We start from the raw sequence: 19,138 nt of genomic DNA, 5'->3' as shown, positions 1-19,138 counted from the left end.
GGGCGCTCGGCGGCCGCGGGGCCTCGGCGGCGGGGGCCGGGGCGGGCGTCGCGGGCGGGGCGACGGCCGGGTGCTCCTGGGCGGCCTCCGGTTCGGCGGGCGCGGGGCGGACCGGGCTCGCGGGCGCGGCCTGCGGGGGTGCGGTCTGCGGGGGTGCGGGCGGGGCGCTCTGGGCCTGCGGGACCTCGATGGGGCCGGTGTGCCGGGGCTGCGCGGGGGCGCTGTAGTGCTGCTGCGGCGCTTGGGGTTCGGGTGCCGGGGGGTGGACGAACTCCTGGTTGGGGCCGGGCGCGGCGGGGGCCGGGGCGGGCGTCGCGGGGCTGGGCGCGTAGTCGCCGGGCAGCGGCGGGGCGCTGTAGCCGGGGTGCTGCTGGGGGACGCCGAAGTCCTGCTGCGCGGGGGCGCTGTAGAACTGCTGGGCGGGCTGGCTCTGCTGCGGCGGCGCGGGGGCCGCGGGCGGCGGCGGGGTGTGCTGCGCGGGCGGCTCGGGGTGCGGGGCGGGCGGGGCGTACTCCTGGCTCGCGCCCGGCAGCGGGGCGGCGGGCGGCGGGGCGTACTCCTGGGCGGGCGGCGGCGCGAACTCGCGCGGGGCCGGCGGCGCGCTGAACTGCTGGCTCGGGTGCGGCGCGGCGAACTCCTGGTTCGGGGCGGGCGGGGCGAAGGGGTTCACCGGGACCTGCTCGGCCGGGAGGCCCTGGGGGGTCTGGGGGGCGGCGGGGATCGGCTCGAACTGCTCGCCGGGTGCGGGGCGGCGCGTCGCGGGGACCATGGGCCCGGTCTCGGTCATCTCGACCGGGACGTTCGGGACCTGTCCGGTGGGGTCCTCGCTGTAGCGGTGGCGCCGTCCCCGGTCCGGGTCGAACCGGTACTGCTCGGGCGCCTGTCCCATCCCCTGACGGGCCGCGTCGGCGGTCTCGGCGCCCTCCTCGGCCGGCGGTCCCCAGGACCTGCCGATCCGCCTGCGGGCTGCCCGTTCCTCCCCGGTCGGACGCTGCTCATCCGGTCGGTTCTGGTCATACACCACTAGACAACTCCTTCATATTCCCGCCCTCAAGGTACCGTGGCGCGCCCAGTGACTCGAACCCGCGTTTGTCGCCCCCGTACGCTGGGAGACTGTATTCAAGGTTTCCGTAGACTCGGTCCGGGCCGCAAGCGACCGCGGCTGACGGATGGGCGACATGAGCCGGGAAGAGGTGGCGGCGTGAACAGCGCTGGTGAGGGGCGGGTCCGACTGCCCAGGAGCGAACGCCGCGCGCAGCTCTTGCGGGCCGCTCAGGACGTCTTCGTCTCCAAGGGCTACCACAGCACCTCCATGGACGACATCGCCGAGAACGCAGGGGTGTCGAAACCCGTGCTGTACCAGCACTTCACGTCGAAGCTGGAGCTCTATCTGGCGCTGCTGGACGGCCGGGCGGCCGAGCTGGTGGGCCAGGTGCGCGACGCCTTGCAGTCCACTGAGGACAACAAGGAGCGGGTGAACCGCGCCATGCGCGCGTACTTCGACTTCGTGGACGCGCAGGGGGAGGCGTTCCGGCTCGTGTTCGAATCGGACCAGCGCAACGACCCCGAGGTGTCCGAGCGGGTGCTGAAGATGGAGGCCGAGTGCGTCCAGGCGATGGCCGAGACGATCATGGCCGACACGCACGTCGACAAGGCCCGCGCCGAGCTGCTCGCCACGGGCCTGCTCGGGAACGCCGAGGTCTCGGCCCGCAAGTGGATCGCCTCCGGCCGCGCGATCCCCAAGGACGAGGCGGTGCAGCTCATGAGCACCCTCGCCTGGCGCGGCATCTCCCACTTCCCGCGCGACGACGAAGCCTGAGCCGCGCCGTTCGCTCTCGGCGCAGCGCTCCGTGCAGTGGACCGGAGGTCGCCGCGAGTAGTCTTGCTTCGGACCGAAGGTCAGAGTATTTCGATTGAGGAGGGCCCGTGGAGGTCAAGATCGGTGTCCAGTACGCCCCACGCGAACTGGTGTTGGAGAGCAAGCTGTCGCCGAAGGACCTGTCCGACACGATCGACCAGGCCGTGAAGGACGGCGGGGTCCTGCGCCTGGAGGACGACAAGGGGCGCCAGGTGATCGTCCCGGTCGACAAGATCGCCTACATCGAGACCGCCGCCACCAACGTGCGGTCCGTCGGGTTCACGGTCGACAAGTAGCGCGGACAGGCGAGCGGACAGACTTCGGGCCCGGGGCTTCGGCTCCGGGCCTTCGCGCTGCCCGCCGTCCTACTGGAGGACCGTGAACGGCGCGGTCCCGCCCACGGCGTGGCTGCCGTTGCGCACGCCCTCCGGACCGCTCGTGTGGACCCGGTACAGCGTGTCGTTCGCGACCACCAGCACCGGGTCGCCGCGGTTGAGGTTCGACTCCACCGGGTCCGCGGGATTGGCCGCGACCTCGGAGAACACCAGCCCGGCCGTGCCGGCCTGGACGTCGGTGCGGGAGTTGTCGATCGCCACCCGGAACAGGGTGTCGTCGTCGCGCTTGCCGGTCACCCACAGGTAGTTCTCGGAGCTCCACGCGATGTCGGTGACGTCCTCGATGTCCGTGCCGATCCGCCGCGGCTCCCCCGCCTGGAGGTTCCCGTCGGCGTCCACGTTCAGCGGCGCGACCCACGCGTGGCCGCCCTCGACGTACGCCAGGCGCCGCCCGTCCGCCGCCAGCGCCATCGCCGTGACCGCCTCCCCGACCGTGAGCGGCTGGATCACCGCCCGCGAGTTCGGGTTCACGACGGTGGGCACGCCGTCGGAGACCACGAGGATCGCGCTCGCGGGGTGCCACTGCGGGTCGGCCAGCGCGGTCCCCAGGCCGCCGACCGCGCCCATCGCGGAGTCGGTGGGGCCCACGGTGAGCACGTCTCCGGCGGTCCCGGCGACGATCGCGGCGATCTGGTCGGCGGGGCCGACGGCGACCTGCCGGAGGCCGTCGGCCTGGAAGCCGACCCACGAGTGGTCGGGGGCCTCGGTGGTGACCTCTTCGGCCGTGTACTGCCAGACCGTCTCCTCGAACAGGAAGTACGCGGTCTGCGGGAGGTCCACGGGGATCGCGTTCCACTCGCGCCAGTCCGCGAGGGTGCCCTCGCCGATGGTGTCGCCGTCGGCGGTGAGCACGAACCCGTCCGAGAGGCCGAGGGTCCAGGCGACCTGCGCGGTGATCGCGTCCTGGACGGTCCGGTCGTCGACGGGCTCGCCGAGCGTCAGGTCCACTTCCACGACGCCGTCGCGCGGCGAGGTCTTCGCGGTGGTCGAGGTGGGGATGGCGCTGCGCGCGGACTGGCTGGCGAACTCGGAGGGGCCGCGCAGGAGCCAGTCGAGCAGGAGGCGGCGGTCGGTCTCGGCGTCGAGGTCGGCGTAGATCCAGCGCAGGTCGGGGACGAGGAGCTGCGGCGCGTCGGCCTGGAAGTACAGCGGCGAGGCGCGGTAGGAGTCGAGGAACTGCCGGTAGTCCAGGGACACCTGCGAGGGCAGGCTCTCGATGGACCAGACGTCCTGGAGGCCGCCGTCGCGCCCGAGCATGAACGTCTCCTCGTAGGCGCTCGGGGAGGAGCTCATGCGCACCGAGCCGTCTTCGAGGTAGACGCCGATGACGGAGGCGGTGACGGTGACGTTCGCGGACTCGATGGGGTTGCCGCCGCCGACGGTCACCTCGATGTCGTCGAGGAGGCGGATGCCGGAGGCCGCGTCGGAGAACTGCTCGGAGCTCGTGGCGGTGAACTTGTTGAGGCGGTCGTCGCGGCTCGCGGGGTCCCCGGCGGCGGCCTTGAGGAAGTTCTGGACGGTCACGTCCGCTTCGGCGGTGGGCTCGAACGTCTCGGCGGCCGTCCCGGAGGACTCCCCGAAGTTGGTGGGAGCGTCGTCGACGACCTCCGGGTCGCGGCCGGTGGGGATGCCGCAGGCCGATGCGGCCCATGCGGTCCCGAGGGCGAGCGCGGCGGCGAGGCTAGTCCTGCGTCGCACGGGTGGCCTCCTTCCCCGCGCCGGGGCGCGGGCCGTCGAGCCGCAGGGGGATCGGCGAGGTGATGACCCGGTTCCCGGCCTGGAGCGGCAGCGTCAGCACGAACAGCGTGCCCTTGCCGGGCTCGCCGGTCGCCTGGAGGGTCCCGGAGTGCAGCTTCGCGTCCTCCAGGCTGATCGCCAGGCCCAGGCCGGTGCCGCCGGTGCGGCGGTTGCGGGACGGGTCGGCGCGCCAGAACCGGTCGAAGACCCGGTCGGCGTGGCCGGGTTTGAGGCCCACGCCGCGGTCGCGGACGGCGACGGCGACGGCGGTGTCGGACTCGGCGACGGTGACGCGCACCGGGCGGCCCTCGGCGTGCTCGATCGCGTTCGACAGGAGGTTGCGCAGGATGCGCTGGACGCGGCGCGGGTCGACTTCGGCGATGACGCGGCGCTTGGGCTTCTCGACGGTGACCTGCACGCCGCAGTCCTCGGCGAGGTGCGAGAGGCCCTCGGCGACGTCGTCGGCGATGCGGCCCACGTCCACGGCGTCCACTTCCAGGGACGCGAAGCCGGAGTCGAAGCGGGAGATCTCCAGCAGCTCCTGGAGCAGCTCCTCGAAGCGGTCGATCTCGTGCTGGAGGAGCTCGGTGGAGCGCTTGGTGACCGGGTCGAAGTCGTCGCGGTTGTCGTAGAGCAGGTCGGCGGCCATGCGGATCGTCGCCAGGGGCGTGCGCAGCTCGTGCGAGACGTCGGAGGTGAAGCGCCGCTGCATCATCGACATCTCCTCCAGGCGCCTGATCTGGCTCTGGAGGTTCTCGGCCATGAGGTTGAACGAGCCCGCGAGCCGGGCGAGGTCGTCGGAGCCGCGGACCTCCATGCGCTCGTGGAGGAGCCCGGCCGCGAGGCGCTGGGAGGTGCGGGCGGCCTCGCGCACCGGCGTGACGACCAGGCGGGTGACGAGCGCGGCGATGACGCCGAGGAGCAGGACCAGCGCGACCCCGGCGAGCGCGAGGTTGGTGCGCAGGAGGCTGATGGCGTCCTGCTGGGATTCGAGCGGGTAGAACGCGTACAGCTCGAAGTCCAGGGTCAGGTCGATGTAGGAGCCGACGACCAGGTAGGGCATGGTGCCCTCCTCGTCCAGCGCGAAGTTCTCGTACTGGACGGCGGTCTTGCGGTCGGCGACGTCGGCCTGGAGCTTCTCGGACGGCTCGGCCTCCGAGGACGCCGGGTGCGAGCGGGTGACCGTGCCGTCGTCGGTGCGCAGGACGATGACCGGGGCGTACACCGGGTCCTCGGCGAGCTCGTTGACGATCCGCTGCATGGTCGTGGCGAGGGCGGAGTCGGAGGAGGAGGTGTAGGCGCCGAGCTGCTCGGCGGCGCGCTCGACGGCGTTGAGGGTCTCCTCGACGGCGGTCTCCTGGCGCTCGGTGAGGAGCCCGGAGGTGACCGACCCGGCCACGACGAACGAGAAGATGAGGACGAGGACGGTGGAGGCGATGAGCGTCGAGGAGACGACCCGCAGCTGGAGCGAGGCGCGGAAGCGGTCGATCAGGGGCCGCGAGGCCCGGTCCGCCCAGCGGGCGGCGCTCCCCCATGCCCGTCGCAGCCACACCGGGCGCTCGCGCGCCCGGTCCTCCCCCGCGGTCATTGTCTACCCGAGTCCGGCTTTGTACCCGACGCCGCGCACGGTCTGGATGAGCTGGGGGCGCTCGGGGTCGGGCTCGATCTTGGCGCGCAGGCGCTGCACGTGGACGTTCACCAGGCGCGTGTCGGCGGAGTGGCGGTAGCCCCACACCTGTTCGAGCAGGACCTGCCGGGTGAAGACCTGGCGGGGCTTGCGGGCGAGGGCCACGAGCAGGTCGAACTCCAGCGGGGTCAGCTTGACCTCGGCGCCGTTGAGGGTGACCTGGTGGGCGGGCACGTCGATCTGGACCTGGAGGCCGGGCTTGCCGATCTCCAGGCGCTCGGGCGTGACGTCGTCGCCGCGGCGCAGGCGGGCGCGGATGCGGGCCACCAGCTCCTTGGGCTTGAAGGGCTTCACTATGTAGTCGTCGGCGCCCGATTCGAGGCCGAGGACCACGTCGACGGTGTCGGACTTGGCGGTGAGCATGACGATCGGCACGCCGGACTCGCCGCGGATCGCCTTCGCGACGTCTATCCCGCTCATGCCCGGGAGCATGAGGTCGAGGAGGACGATGTCGGGGCGGTGCTCCTTGAACGCGGCGAGCGCCTTCTCGCCGTCGACGACGAACGTGGGGGTGAAGCCTTCGGTCCGGAGGATGATGCCGAGCATCTCCGCCAGCGCCGGGTCGTCGTCGACGACGAGTACACGTGCTCTCATGGACACCAGTTTTCCACCTCGCAAAAGGCCGAAGCACCACGGGTGTGTCCCCGTGGTGCTCCAACTGTAACGACTATCCGACGGACTTGGCGGCCCGTGCGGGGTCGGTGCCTGCGGCGATGGCCTCGAACGGTTCGCGTCCGGCCTGGATCTCGCCGAGCTGGACCATCTCGCGCTTGGTGAAGAAGCCGACGATCCAGTCCGCGAGGACGCGGCCCTTGCGGCCGGTCCCGGGCACGCGCGACAGGTGGTAGCCGCGGTGCATGAGCCAGGCGAGGAGGCCCTTGGCCTTGAAGCCGTAGGTGTTCGCCACGCCCTTGTACAGGCCGAGGCCAGCGACGGAGCCGATGTACTTGTGCTCGTACTGCGTCAGCTCGCGGCCGACGTGGCTGCGGTAGACGTTGTCGGCGAGCGTGCGCGCCTGGCGGACGGCGTGCTGCGCGGACGGGGTGCACCAGTCCATCGGGAAGTCCGAGGTGTCGGGGACCTGGGTGGAGTCGCCCGCGCCCCAGGCGCCTTCGACGACCTCGCCGACAGTGTGCTTCCCGGCCTCGACGCCGGTGGCGACCTGGAGGCGCGTGTTGCACTCCAGGTGGCCGCGCGGGCCGATCGGCAGGTCCGTCTGCTTGAGCAGCGGGTGGGGCATGACGCCGGCGGTCCAGATGATGGTGTCGGAGTCGAACTCCTCGCCGTCGGTGAGGACGACGTGGCCGCCCTCGCAGGACTTCAGGGTCGTGCCCAGGCGGATGTCGACGCCGCGCTTGGTGAGCTCGCGGGCCGCGTAGGCGCCCATCTCGGGGCCGACCTCGGGGAGGATCTTGTTCGCGTACTCGACGAGGTACCACTTGATCTCGGAGGCGTCGAGCATCGGGTAGTTCTTCACGATGTTCGCGGTGAGGTCTTCGAGCTCGCCGAGGGTCTCGGCGCCGGCGAAGCCGCCGCCGACGGTGAGGAACGTGAGGGCCTTGCGGCGCACGTCGGGGTCCTCGGTGGTGGCGGCGATGTCGAAGCGCTGGAGCACGTGGTTGCGCAGCCAGATCGCCTCGCCCATCGACTTGATGCCGATGGCGGTGTCCGCCAGGCCGGGGATGGGGAGCGGGCGGGAGACGGAGCCGGGGGCGACGATGACCTCGTCGTACTCGACCTCGCGGGCGGGGCCGACGTAAGGCTGCACCATGAGCTTGCGCTCGGCGTGCTTGATCTCGGTGACCGCACCGGTGAGGATGGTGCAGTGCTTGAGGGCCTGTCGGAGCGGCACAACGCCGTGTCGCGGGGAGATGGAACCAGCGGCCGCCTCGGGCAGGAACGGCTGGTAGGTCATGTGCTGGTTGGGGTCGATGACCATCAGTTCTACTTGACCGCGCTTGATGTCGCCCTTCAGCAGCTTGCTCAAGCGTTCGGCAACGTAAAAACCGACGTGACCGGCACCAATCACGACTATACGTTTCACGTGTTCAATTCTGGCCCGGCTCAGGTCGCCTTGTGTAGTGAACGCGCGAGGACGTAGATCACGGTGACAGCGGCCACGATGCCCGCGCCGACCGCCAGACCTGCGGTGAGACCGGTGAAATACGCGGTGAACAGCGCCAGGGTGAGGGCGATGGCCACAGTCGACGCCAGGACGAGTCCGAGGTGCCTGGCCCAGGTGAGGATGATCTCACCGTCCATTGCGGTAGTCGTTCGGAAACGCTGCGCCACGGCCGCGGCGGAGTGGCCGGTGTACAGCAGGCAGGCGAGCCCGGCGGCCGTCCACAATGTGGGAGAGCCGTCGCCGTCGAGGGCGTCGGAGACGAGCCACGCGGCGATGGTGAACCCGATGGCGACCAGGGGCGCGGCGCTGGCGGGGGCGAGGGCCGCGATGAGCGCGAGCAGGGCCGCGACGCCCACGTAGAACCCGGCGCCTGCCCATTCGGGCGGCACGGCCAGCTCACTGGCGGTGAACAGCGTCAGGGCCGTCAGCAGGCGCAGCAGGACCGGGGCGGGGGCGACGCGGCGGGCCCACGAGAGGCCCCCGGCGCGCCCGGCCTTGGCGCGCTCGCGGACGCCGTCGCGGAGGGCCTGGAGGAGGCCGCGCTGCACGTCGCTCATGTTCGACTCGCAAGCGTCGTCAAGGGGCTCATCGGTACCGCCTCCGGGTCAGCTGGGCGAGGACGGTGTCGAGGGACGCCGCGCCCTGCCAGGGTTCGACGGCGACGCCGAGGTCGCGCAGCTCCATCAGGGTGTTGTCGCGCGAGAGGCGCCACAGCCGCTCCGCGTACGGCGTCCAATGTGTCCGCCGCGGCGGGGAGACGTGCGGCGGGAGGGTGTCCACGCACAGGACGGGCCGCCCGGCGCGGGCGAGGGACGCGATGAGCGCGATCGACCGGTCGGTGAGCAGCGGCGTGAACACGACGTTGAGGCTGCGCTGCCCGGCGAGCTGGCGGCGCAGCATCTCCGGCGAGGGCGGGACGGGGTCCTGCGGGATGTCCACGGCCGCGAGCCAGCGCAGGGTGGCGGCGGCGTGGCGGCGCCCGGCCCCGGCCCGCATGCGGCGCCCGCGCGCGCCGAACTCGACGCACGCGGTGCGGTCCCCTTGGAGCGCGTAGTGGGAGGCCACGGCCCCGGCGGCGCGCACGGTGAGGTCGGCGATCGACGCGGCCCCGTCGAGGCCGCCGGACACGCCCGCCTCCACCTGGAGGTCGAGGACGAGGGTGACGTCGGTGTCGCGTTCGGAGAGCGTCGCGTTGACGTACAGATCCCTGGTGCGCATGGACGTGCGCCAGTCGATGCGCCGGAGCCGGTCGCCGGGCTGGTAGAGGCGGACCTCGGCGAGCTCCCCGGAGTCGCCGCCGCGGCGGGACCGGTGGACGCCGGTGACGCCGTCGGCGAACGGCAGGGACTCGGCCGAGTCGAACCAGTCGGGGACGGGCAGGACCCACGCGGTCAGGCCCGGGAGGCGCTGCACGGTGGTCTCCAGGAGGCCACCGCAGGCGACGGACCGGACGTGGACGGGGCCGAGGCGGTGCTCGCCCCAGCGGCGGGCCGTCCCGGCGACGACGAGATCGCGACCGGACTGCGGGGCCAGCGCGGACGCGAAGTCGCCCTTGCCGGTGTGGAGCTCGATCCACGGGTCGGCGACGGCGGTGACGACGGTGGTCACGGGGACCGGCTCGGGGTTGGCGACGACGACGCGCGCGGCGGCGACGGCGCCCTCGGCGCACGAGAGGTCCGTGCCGGCGCCTTCGAGGGGCGCCATGCGGACCTCGGGCGGGCGGTGGGGGCGGCGCTGGAGGAGCACGGCGGTGCCGATCGCGAAGGGCGCGGCGATGAGCACGAGGTCGACACGGCCGAAGGCGACGGCCGCGAGCAGGCACACCGCGGCGACGGCGACGGCCCGCGACAGGGCCTTGGTCCGCCGCCACGTCACGGGCGGTTCGACCTGGGCCGCGCGCACCTCGCGGGGGTTGTCGGTGCGCAGGCTCAGGACCGGGTCCATCGTCATCGCGGCTGCGCGGTGTACGCCGGGGCCTGGGCGGTCTGCGGGGCCGGGACGCCGCGGCAGATGTCGGCGACGACCGCGGCGGGGTCGATGCGGCGCATCCACAGCTCGGGCTTGAGCGTGATCCGGTGCGCGAGCGCGGCCCCGGCGACGCCCTTGACGTCGTCGGGGGTCACGAAGTCGCGCCCGGCGAGCACGGCGAGCGCGCGGGAGGCCAGCAGCAGCGCGAGCGAGCCGCGCGGGGAGGCCCCGACCTGGACCTGCGCGTGGGCGCGGGTGGCGGTGGTGACGGCGACGATGTAGCGGCCCACGGAGTCCTCGACGGTGACGTCTTCGAGGGCGCGCTGCATGGCGACGAGCGTGGGCGCGTCGATGACGGGGTCGAGCGCGACGTTCTCGGTGCGGCGGCCGATGCGCCGCTGGAGGACCTCCCACTCCTCGTCCGGCGTCGGGTAGCCGAAGGAGACGCGCAGGAGGAACCGGTCGAGCTGGGCCTCGGGGAGCTGGTAGGTGCCCTCGAACTCGACGGGGTTGGAGGTCGCGAGGACGGTGAACGGCTCGGGCAGGAGGTGGGTCTCGCCCTCGACGGAGACCTGGCGCTCCTGCATCGCTTCGAGGAGCGCGGACTGCGTCTTCGGGGGCGTCCGGTTGATCTCGTCGGCGAGGAGCAGGTTGGTGTGGACCGGGCCCTTGCGGTAGACGAACTCGCCGGTCTTCTGGTTGTAGAGCAGGGAGCCGGTGACGTCGGCGGGCAGCAGGTCGGGCGTGAACTGGAGGCGCCGGAAGTCGAGGCCGAGACTCTGCGCGAAGCAGCGGGCGGTGAGGGTCTTGCCCAGGCCCGGGAGGTCTTCGAGGAGGATGTGGCCGCCCGCGAGGATGCCGGCGAGGACCAGGCGCAGCGGCTCGTCCTTGCCGACGATGACCGAGCGGACCGACTTCAGGACCGCTTCGGCGTGGTGCGCGACCTGGTCGAGGCTGATGCGCGGGGTCTCGTTCATTCAGATCTCCTCGATGGCTTTCAGATAGGCGCCGAGCTGCTGCGGCGTGGGGCAGTCCGGCACCGGGCCGGTCAGGAACAGGTACGCGGCCTCGCCGAGGGCGGCCCGGCACTCATCGGGCTGCGCGGCGAGCGAGAGGCCGCGGCGCAGCCGCAGGCGCTCGGCAGCGAGCTCGGTGAGCTGCTGCTTCGCGTTCGTGGTGGCGAACCGGCCGGGCTTGGCCTCGGCGAAGATGAACCGGTCCTCCCAGCGGTTGACGTCCGCGAAGGGGCGCCAGGACGGCTCGTTGACGGTGTGGGCGCGCAGCTCGGGCGCGGGCTCGGTGTCGGCGCGCATCCCCGTGACCACCGAGTATGTCAGGAGCGCGGCGAGCGCGAGCAGCACGAGCTGCCAGATCGCGAAGTCGACGCCGCCGAGGTACGCGAAGGCCCACGCGAACACGGCGAGCGCGACGGCCCCGACCGCGGGCCACAGCCGCACGCGCCCGAACGGCGACAGGAGCTCCCTCACCGAGGTGCCTTGCGGCGCTTGGCTGCTCACTGCGCCTCCCTGACGCCGAGCTGGGCCCGGAGCGCGACGAGGGCGTCGCGGGCGGCGTCCCGGTCGGCCTCGCCGACGTCGTGCGGCGAGTAGCGGGCCCGCAGGTACGCCTCGGTGAGCCGGTTCAGGGCCGCGCCGTCGAGGTCGTGGCGGGACAGGAGCTTGCGGACCAGGTCCGCGGGCGTGTCGGAGGACTCGCGCTCGATGCCGACGCCCTCGGCGGCGCGCTCGAAGTGGATCCAGCAGGCCATGATCGCCGACCTGGCGTCCGTGCCGAGGTCCATCTCCTGGAGCGCCGAGGCGATCGCGTCCTCCACGAGCGTGAAGTCGCGGACCAGGTGCTCGGGTTCGGGTTCGGGCACGCCGGTGGACTCGGGCGCCTCGACCAGCCACCGGATGAGGCGCCTGGCGAGGAGCACCAGGATCAGCAGCACCGGAATCCCCGCGAGGACCCCGAGGATGAGCCAGCTGATCCACGACGGGAACGAGCCGCTCGCCTCGCCGGGCTCGCCGGTCGGCATCGACGGCTCCTCCACGGTCGGCATCGGCGGCGCGGACTCGACGCCCTCGCCTTCCGAGTACGGCATCCGCGCCTCGTCCCACTGGAGCCCGGTGCCCTGCGCGGCGATCCCGACGATCAGCAGCGCCGCCGCGACCGCGACGACCGGCAGCCACCGGCGCAGCGTCGGGCGCTCGGGCGGTCCGGGTGGGGTCATGTGCGGCCTCTTGGGGTGTGCGGTGCGGCGGTGGGGGTGATGCGCGTCCCCACCTTATGCCAACGCCGCTGCAAACGCCTACCCGTCTCAGGACTCGAAACGCGACGCGAAGCGGCGCTGCCAGGGGGTCTCGACCGCTTTCGGGGAGTATCCGGCGCGCACGAACGCGACGGCCTCCGCGGCGGGGACGCCGTCGAGGACCGCCATGCACGCGAGCGCGGTCCCGGTGCGGCCGTTCCCGCCGTGGCAGGCGAGCTCGACGCGCTCGGTCCCGGCCCGCTCCCACGCCTCGCGCAGGGCCGCGCCGAACGCGGCCTTGTCAGCGGGGAGCCGGAAGTCGGGCCACCGGACCCACGTCGCGTCCCAGGCGACGGCCGGGGGCTCCTTGCCGAGCAGGTACAGCGCGAACTGCGGCTCCGGCCCCGCGGGGAGGGGCCGGGCCAGGCCGCGGCCGCGCACGAGCCGCCCGGACGGGAGGCGCAGCACGCCGGGGGCGTCAGGGTCCCAAGTCATCGCCCGATGCTACTGCGGCGCAGCGCTAGTGGACCTCCCTGAGTCCCGAGCCCTCCTCGGGGAGCTCCTTGAGGGTCCGGATCGGGGTCTTCAGGAGCACCAGGCACCCGGCGAAGAGCATCCCGGCGGCGATGAGGAGCACGGACTTCGCGCCGATCCCCTCGCCCGCGAACCCGCCGAGGATCGACCCGAGCGCCATCGAGCCCCACGTGACCACCCGCTGCGTGGCGTTCACGCGGCCCTGGATCGGGTCGGGCGTGACCGCCTGCCGGTAGCTCACGACGTTCACGTTGAACACCACGATCGACCCCACGAACAGCGCCTGCCCCAGGAACGCGGCCGCCGCTCCCCACCCGGGCCCCGAGAGCGCCACGACCGCCATGCCGGGGCCGGACAGCGCGAGCGCGACGAGCGCGGTGCGCCCCATGCCGAACCGCACGGAGATCTTCCCGACGAGCATCGCCCCGAGCACCCCGCCGACCCCGGACCCGGCGAGCACCAGGCCGACGACCGCGCTGGTCTGGCCGGTGTCGCGGATGAGGAACACCACGAGCATCGCCTGGAACGCGCCCACCGAGAGGTTGCACCAGGCGCTGGAGAACGCCACGGTGCGGATGATCGGGTCCTTGAGGATGAACCTGATCCCCTGCGCGATCTCGGCGCGCAGGTGCGGCTTCTCGCGCCGGACCGGTTCGGCCTCGGTGAACTTGATGCGCCACATACTGATCGCCGACACCGCGAAGCCCGCGACCGCGACGGCGACCGCCACGGGCGCGGTCAGCAGCGTCACGAGCGGCCCGGCGACGAGCGGCCCGCCCGTGTCGGACGCGGAGCGGAGCCCCTGGATGCGCGAGTTCGCGCCGGCGAGGCGGTCGTTATCGATGAGCATCGGCACGTAGCTGCCCTGCGCCACGTCGAAGAACACCGAGACGAGGCCGAGCCCGAACATGACGGCGTACAGCTGCCACATCGCGAGCGCGTCGAACGCCCACGCGACCGGGACGGTGAGCATCACGGCCGCCCGCAGCACCTCGCTGACGACGATGATCGGCTTGCGCCGCATCCGGTCCACCCACGCGCCGACGAGCAGCCCGAACATGACCAGGGCGATCTGGTCCATGGCGTTGAGGACCCCGATCTGGGCCTCGCTGAGGTCGAGCACGACCACGGCGATGATCGAGACCGAGAAGTACGCGATCTGGAGGCCGACTTGGCTCGCGGCCACGGAGATGAGCAGGAGGCGGTGGTCGGGGTTGCGGAACATCGGTTCGGGGAAGCCTTTCCGGGGGTATTCGGGCAGCCTACGCCCCGAACGCGACAAACGGGTGCCACGGACGCCGCTCCCCCACGGCCGCAAGGGCCTCCGCGGGGCTCGCACCGGCGGCGCAGCGGCGGTGGTAGTCGACCATCATCTCCGCGGCCATCGCGTCGGGGACCTTCGCGAGGCTGGAGACGACGGTGGAGGTCCCGGCGTGCAGGAGCGCCGCGGTGAACCCGAGCGTCTCGTTCCCGACCTCCACGGTGGACCGGCCGAGGTCGCACGCGGACAGCACCACGTGCTGCGGCGGCTGGTCGAGCCCGAGCAGCTCGTACGCGTTCAGCGGCCCGAGTCCGAAGTCCAGGCGGGAGAACAGGACGTTGTCCGGCTCGTGGTGCCCGTGCGCGGCCAGGTGCGCGACGGCGGCGCCGTCGAGCGCCTTGAGCACGGCCTCGGGGTCGGACTCGTCGGCGTGGATGAGCACCGGGTCTTGGTAGAGCTTCGCGATCGCCTCGATCTCCTCCCCGGCCCGCCCGAGCCCCGGCCCGGCGGCGGCCAGCGCGGGCCCGGTCGCGGCGGGCTTCTGCACTGCGCGCCACCAGGCTTCGGCCGAGGGCGACACGGTGAGCGGCCTCCCTCGCAGCAGCGGCAGCATCGGCCAGGGGACCCACGCGAGCTTGCTGTGCGGGATAAGGACCACCTGCCGGTCCCCCACGTAGTCGGCGATCGGGTCGAGGAGTCCTTCGGACATCGCGGCCGCGTTGCGCCGCATGGAGCCTTCGACGCTCTGCCGCAGCCGCTCGGGGTGGTGGAAGGTCCTCCGCAGCGCGTCGAGGTCGGCGCCCAGTCGGCTGCCGAGTTCGGCCGCCTCGTCGAGCGGCATCAGCTCGACGTGCCGGATGTCGCCGCCGCCCACGAGGACGGCGCGGACATTGCCGCCTGCTTCGAACAGGCTGACCACCACCGTCTCCCGCGACTGCGCCAGCTCGTGAATCGCCTCGGGGGCGATCCGCTCCGCCTGCTCGCCGGGGCCCGGCTTGGCGCGGTCGTAGTCGCGGATCTGCGCTTCGAGCTCTCCGACGCGCACCAGCGCCTCGGCCCCGTCCTCGCCTTCGACCTGGAGGTCCCAGAGTTCTTGCCGCGCTTGGCGGAGCCGCCCGAGCGCCTCTCGCGCGGCCGGGGTCCCGGAGGACTTCACGGGCGGCACGCGCAGCGCCTGCGCCCGGCTGCGCTCGGCCCAGCGGAGCATGTCGGACGGGGTGCCGTGCTTGGTCGTGTAGCCCAGCCCTTTCTGCGACAACTGGACGCCGAGCGCGGACACCCCGGCCTGAAACTCGACTGAGCCGAAGGTGGTCCGGTAGTCGTCGAGCAGGTCGAGCCCGGCGCGGAGCTCCGGCATGGGGTCCTGTTCGCGGGCTATGGCGAGTTCGGCCTTCGCGAGGTAGCGGGCGAGGTCCTCGGCGAGCGCGTCGTGGCCGGGGCCGCCGGACTCGCTGTCGAGCAGTTTTTCGACGCCGTCGAAGTCCTTCACCTTGATTTTCGCGCGGGCAGCAAGAATCTTGGCCTGTTTGAGCCGTAGTGTCCAACCGCGCTGTTCCAGTGCATCACAGAGTCGGGCGACCTTCTCGGCGAAGTCGGGTCCGATCTGACCCGAATCGAAGCGGCCCTGAAGGATCAGAAGGCGAGCGAGGAACGCCATAGGCTCGTTGCCCTGCTCGTAAAGGGAGTCCATCGCTCGGCGGGCTCGCTGCTCTGCGAGTTCGAAGCGGTTGACCTCCAACGCTGCGACTGCGCTCCAGAATTCGTAGATCGCTGCGCTGCGTCGGTTGCCCGCGAGTCGCTGTGACGCGGTGGCTTCGGCCCAGCGCTCGGCCGCCTGGCCGTACATGCCCACGGAGAACAGCGCCTCGGCGTAGGAGGCTTCGATGAAGGATTCGAGGTCGGGGGCATACCTGCGGAACTGCACCCGCACTTCGTCGAAGGTCAGGAGAGCCTTGGTGACGTCGCCGAGGTCGAGCCAGACCATGGCTTCAAGGAGGATCGTCTTCGCCCGGTTGACCGGGATGTCGACCGTCTCGTGCACTTGCAGGGCCTTCTGGATGCTCTCCATGGCTTTGTGCAGTTCGCCGAGGTCGCGCCAGACCATCGCGCGGTTGTGGAACAGCGCGGCGTACATGTAGTCGGGGCCGTTCGCGGCCAAGTGGGGTTCGGCCTCCGCGAACCAGTGCACCGCATCGTTGAGTCTGCTGTTCTGCCAGAGATTGAAGGCGCGCTGGTGAAACAGGACTCCGCGGTCCACCGGGTCAGTGAAAGGTTCAGCCAAGTCGAGCAGTCGCAGGCCCTCCGCGGACTCGCCCAGGTTTGCCATGTTCGCTGACATCACCATGAGAGTCTTCGCGATCAATCGCGCTCGTGCGGTTCCAGCGGCTGGAGGCCGCTCAGAGTCCCATTCAAGTAGCGACAGCGCCTTGTCAAGCACCTCTGCGGATTCCGCAATGCGGCCGCGTCGGTTGAGGCGCTGTCCTCGGGTAAACAGCCGCCAAGCGCTTTGAAGCATTCTTCATATGCTACAGGCGCACAGCGGGTGTCACGACCACCGCGGGGAGCCCCTCTCGCTGCAACGCTTCGTCCGGCCTGATCACCAACTGGAACATCTCGTTGTTCGGTAGCCCTTCGAGTACGAATCGGCCGGTCTCATCAGTCGTGGCGCGCCTGGTGCCTTGCGGGCTTCTGAGTTCGACGGCATAGGTCCCCTCGGGCCCGATCCAGCCGTCGAGTCGGATCTCCTGCAAGGCCGAAGGCCTCGGCGTGACCATGACTGTGACGGTTTCGCAGTCGAAGGTGATCGACGTGGGATCGCCCTGATTCACCGCGAGTTCCGAGTCTCCTCGGACGAGCGTCAATTCCTTGGGCCGGTATACGGACGCCACTCTGGCATCGAGCGCCGCTTCGAGTTCGAGTACGAATTCGACCCGCTCGTTGAGGTCACTCGGCATCGGGTCGTCCCGTTTGTGGAGCTCGTTGATGACCGCGAGAATCCGCTCGTCGCAGGAGTCCAGCGGTTCGAACTCGCCCTGGTCCCGCTTGTCAGGTTCCATCTGCATACCGCTCCTCACCTGCGCCCCAGGACGGGTCGTCCAGCAGGGTCTTCCTCATCTTGTCCAAGCACCGGCCCCGCGTGGGCCCGATGCTCCCCCTTTTCATCCCCAGCTCTTCGGAGATGACGTCATAGTCCGGCCGGGTGAACGCCGCCACGTAGGCGAGCAGCGCCCGGCACTTGTCGTCCTGTGCAAGGAAGGCACGGCGCACCGCTTCTCGCTCGTCATCGCGGACGAAGCCGTCCTCGATGCCTTCGACGATCGGCTCCTTGATGTCGAGCGGGTCGGAGGCGACCTCGCGCCTCGCGTGCCCGGCGACGTTCCACGCCTCGCGGCTGACCGTGGTGCGCATCCACTTGGTCAGCGCGCGAGGCTTGTCGAGTCCGTCCTTGGTGCGCCACAGGCGGAGCCATGCGGTCTGCACCACGTCGGCGGCGCTCTCCCTGTCGAGGCCGGCCCGCCGGGCCACTCGCCAGAGCGGCTCGGTGAGCTCCTCGATGAGGGTTCGCTGCGCAGTGCGGTCACCGGCACGCGCGGCGACGTAGAGCCGCGCGTACCGGTCGTAGTCGACCGCCGCCACCGATTGAGCCGGAATCGTGTTCATGTCTTCAGGCTAGCGACTCTTCAGCCGGGCGAGGGCCGCATGAGCGCGCTCCGCGGCCTTGACCGGGTCCTGGATCTCCTCCACGCCCGATTCCGAGATGGCGTTGAGCAGGTACGCCGCCGCGACCGGGGCCGCGAACGAGGTGCCGCTCCAGACCGCGTAACCGGAGGAGAAGTCGTCGAAGTCGTAGCTCTCGCGGAAGCGGTTGCGCATCGTGGACTTGGCGCGGCGCTCGGGTTCGAGCGATCCGGCCGCCTCGCACGGGTACGTGCTCACCAACCCGGCCCCGGTGGCGTAGCACGAGACCCACGGGCCCTCGTTCGAGAACATCGCGATCTCCAGGTTGGGGTTCAAGGCCCCGACGCTCAGGATCGGCGCGGCGTTCTCCGGCTGCTCGTGCGCGGCGAACGCCGCGGGGTAGAACGGCCGGTCGGAGGACTGGTTCCCGGCGGCGGCGACCACGGGGACGCCGAGCTTGGTCAGGCGCTTCACCGCGTCGCCCATCCAGCCGCCGGGGATGTCGTCGGCGGCCTCGTCCACATAGCCGGTCGCCAGGACGACCACGTCCACGGCGAACGCCTCGGCGTCGCCGCCGCGGGCGGCCTCGATCTGGTCGGCCACGTGCTGGAGGGCGCCGATGATCTCGTGCTCGTAGGAGAGGCCGTCGTTGTGGACCACCCGCAGGGAGTACACCTGGACGTCCGGGGACATCTGGCGCAGCAGCCCGGTGATGAAGGTGCCGTGCCCGAAGTGGGTGGCGACCTCACCGAGGAGGGTCGGCTCGTGGACCGGGCCGTCCCAGGGGTCGTCCAGCGGCGGCGCGGGCGAGTCGTTGTGCTGGCCCAGCCGGGTCTGGAAGGCGTGGTCGACCACCACGAAGGTGTCCTTGCCCTCCGAGCGGTCCGAGATGTCGAACGCCGGGTGGCTGCTCGGGACGCCGGTGTCCAGGACCGCGACACGGAGCCTGCGGTCCAGCTTCTTGCGCTCGGGCATCGGGGCGACCATGTCGACCGGGATGCGGCCGATCGAGTGCTTGTGCGGGCCGGGGAGCGGCGGCTCACCGGTGCCGATACCGATGCCGCCCTTGGAGCAGATCATCAGGTGCTCCAGGCGGACCTTCGCCAAGAGCTCCTTCGGGAGGCTCGCGTCGCTCGTGTCGGTCTTGAGCCGCTGGAGGAGCGACCACGCGTCGACCGCGGCCTGGTCGCCGTGGGTGCTCACGACCGGGACGCGGAAGGGGCCGGAGCCCGCGACGGCCGGGTTGGCGGCCTGGCTCTCCAGGGACAGGCCGGTGGGGCGGATCGCGCCTTCGAGCCTGCTGCGGGCCTCGTCGTCGTGGATGACCGACTCGTCCACCAGGAGGCGGTCGTAGCGGTAGATCGTGCCGACCGGGGCCGAGCGGCCCGCGGTCCGGACGACCTGCCCGGGGAGGAGGACGCGGCCGCCGTGCCGGTCCAGAGTGGAGTAGGCGAGTTCGGGGACGCCGGACATGTGGTCGCGGCGCGGGTTGGGCTTCAAATGGGGTTCGTTCTCCGCGAACACCAATCGCATGGGAGCTCCTCTGGTCGTCTTCGGGGGTCTATGCGGTTGTCGGGCGAGGAGGGGGATCTCTTCGAGACCGATTCTCCTCACCTTCTGCCGGACGTGGGGTCCACGCCCGGT

At 71.6% G+C, this 19,138-nt stretch carries 17 protein-coding genes and 1 pseudogene; 2 read left to right on the top strand and 16 right to left on the bottom strand.

The annotated features are described in order from the left end of the window. Positions 1-889: pseudogene (locus ACFFXY_RS06605) on the bottom strand (hypothetical protein); the annotation flags it as partial. 273 nt (positions 890-1,162) lie between these two features. Here ACFFXY_RS06605 and ACFFXY_RS06600 point away from each other — a divergent pair. Then, entirely contained in the window at positions 1,163-1,819 is a 657-nt protein-coding gene (locus ACFFXY_RS06600) for a TetR/AcrR family transcriptional regulator (protein ID WP_382347416.1), read from the top strand. A gap of 107 nt (positions 1,820-1,926) precedes the next feature. Beyond that, positions 1,927-2,154, top strand: coding sequence for a DUF3107 domain-containing protein (locus ACFFXY_RS06595; protein ID WP_382347303.1), 228 nt, complete (start codon positions 1,927-1,929; stop codon positions 2,152-2,154). Between the two features lie 69 nt (positions 2,155-2,223). Here ACFFXY_RS06595 and ACFFXY_RS06590 read toward each other — a convergent pair whose 3' ends face one another. From ACFFXY_RS06590 to ACFFXY_RS06520, 15 genes are all read right to left on the bottom strand, one after another. Then, complete coding sequence (locus ACFFXY_RS06590) at positions 2,224-3,951, bottom strand: LpqB family beta-propeller domain-containing protein (protein WP_382347300.1); 1,728 nt, start codon at positions 3,949-3,951, stop codon at positions 2,224-2,226. Further along, the gene (gene mtrB / locus ACFFXY_RS06585; RefSeq protein WP_382347297.1) at positions 3,935-5,578 is read right to left on the bottom strand and encodes an MtrAB system histidine kinase MtrB; all 1,644 of its coding nucleotides are present in this window, start codon (positions 5,576-5,578) and stop codon (positions 3,935-3,937) included. The genes ACFFXY_RS06590 and mtrB overlap by 17 nt, the downstream gene beginning before the upstream one ends. A gap of 3 nt (positions 5,579-5,581) precedes the next feature. Then, a complete protein-coding gene (gene mtrA, locus ACFFXY_RS06580; protein WP_153026654.1) occupies positions 5,582-6,271 on the bottom strand; it encodes an MtrAB system response regulator MtrA in 690 nt (229 codons plus the stop codon). 73 nt (positions 6,272-6,344) lie between these two features. Further along, positions 6,345-7,721, bottom strand: coding sequence for an NAD(P)/FAD-dependent oxidoreductase (locus ACFFXY_RS06575; protein WP_382347293.1), 1,377 nt, complete (start codon positions 7,719-7,721; stop codon positions 6,345-6,347). 20 nt (positions 7,722-7,741) lie between these two features. Then, on the bottom strand, positions 7,742-8,359 hold the full coding sequence (locus ACFFXY_RS06570; RefSeq protein WP_382347290.1) for a hypothetical protein: 618 nt from the start codon (positions 8,357-8,359) through the stop codon (positions 7,742-7,744). A gap of 28 nt (positions 8,360-8,387) precedes the next feature. Beyond that, positions 8,388-9,752, bottom strand: a complete 1,365-nt coding sequence (locus ACFFXY_RS06565) for a DUF58 domain-containing protein (RefSeq protein WP_382347287.1) — start codon at positions 9,750-9,752, stop codon at positions 8,388-8,390. Next, positions 9,749-10,747: an AAA family ATPase gene (locus ACFFXY_RS06560; protein ID WP_382347284.1), complete on the bottom strand. Its 999-nt coding sequence runs from the start codon at positions 10,745-10,747 to the stop codon at positions 9,749-9,751. The genes ACFFXY_RS06565 and ACFFXY_RS06560 overlap by 4 nt, the downstream gene beginning before the upstream one ends. After that, on the bottom strand, positions 10,748-11,287 hold the full coding sequence (locus tag ACFFXY_RS06555) for a hypothetical protein (protein ID WP_382347282.1): 540 nt from the start codon (positions 11,285-11,287) through the stop codon (positions 10,748-10,750). It lies immediately after the preceding gene. Continuing rightward, positions 11,284-12,003, bottom strand: coding sequence for a DUF4129 domain-containing protein (locus ACFFXY_RS06550; RefSeq protein ID WP_382347279.1), 720 nt, complete (start codon positions 12,001-12,003; stop codon positions 11,284-11,286). Before ACFFXY_RS06550 ends, ACFFXY_RS06555 begins: the two co-directional genes overlap by 4 nt. An 87-nt stretch (positions 12,004-12,090) precedes the next feature. Continuing rightward, on the bottom strand, positions 12,091-12,516 hold the full coding sequence (locus ACFFXY_RS06545) for a protein-tyrosine phosphatase family protein (protein WP_382347277.1): 426 nt from the start codon (positions 12,514-12,516) through the stop codon (positions 12,091-12,093). Positions 12,517-12,541: 25 nt separating this feature from the next. Further along, positions 12,542-13,780, bottom strand: a complete 1,239-nt coding sequence (locus ACFFXY_RS06540) for an MFS transporter (protein ID WP_382347274.1) — start codon at positions 13,778-13,780, stop codon at positions 12,542-12,544. Between the two features lie 37 nt (positions 13,781-13,817). After that, entirely contained in the window at positions 13,818-16,331 is a 2,514-nt protein-coding gene (locus ACFFXY_RS06535) for a CHAT domain-containing protein (protein WP_382347271.1), read from the bottom strand. Positions 16,332-16,341: 10 nt separating this feature from the next. After that, positions 16,342-16,872: a hypothetical protein gene (locus tag ACFFXY_RS06530; RefSeq protein WP_382347269.1), complete on the bottom strand. Its 531-nt coding sequence runs from the start codon at positions 16,870-16,872 to the stop codon at positions 16,342-16,344. Then, complete coding sequence (locus ACFFXY_RS06525) at positions 16,862-17,476, bottom strand: RNA polymerase sigma factor (RefSeq protein WP_382347266.1); 615 nt, start codon at positions 17,474-17,476, stop codon at positions 16,862-16,864. The genes ACFFXY_RS06530 and ACFFXY_RS06525 overlap by 11 nt, the downstream gene beginning before the upstream one ends. 9 nt (positions 17,477-17,485) lie before the next feature. Continuing rightward, a complete protein-coding gene (locus tag ACFFXY_RS06520) occupies positions 17,486-19,027 on the bottom strand; it encodes a S8 family peptidase (RefSeq protein ID WP_382347263.1) in 1,542 nt (513 codons plus the stop codon). Positions 19,028-19,138: the final 111 nt, after the last annotated feature.

This window comes from Glycomyces mayteni (assembly GCF_042428885.1).
Taxonomy (GTDB): domain Bacteria; phylum Actinomycetota; class Actinomycetes; order Mycobacteriales; family Micromonosporaceae; genus Glycomyces; species Glycomyces mayteni.
Note: the sequence above shows the minus strand (reverse complement) of the source record. Positions and strands in the feature narration are given on the sequence as shown.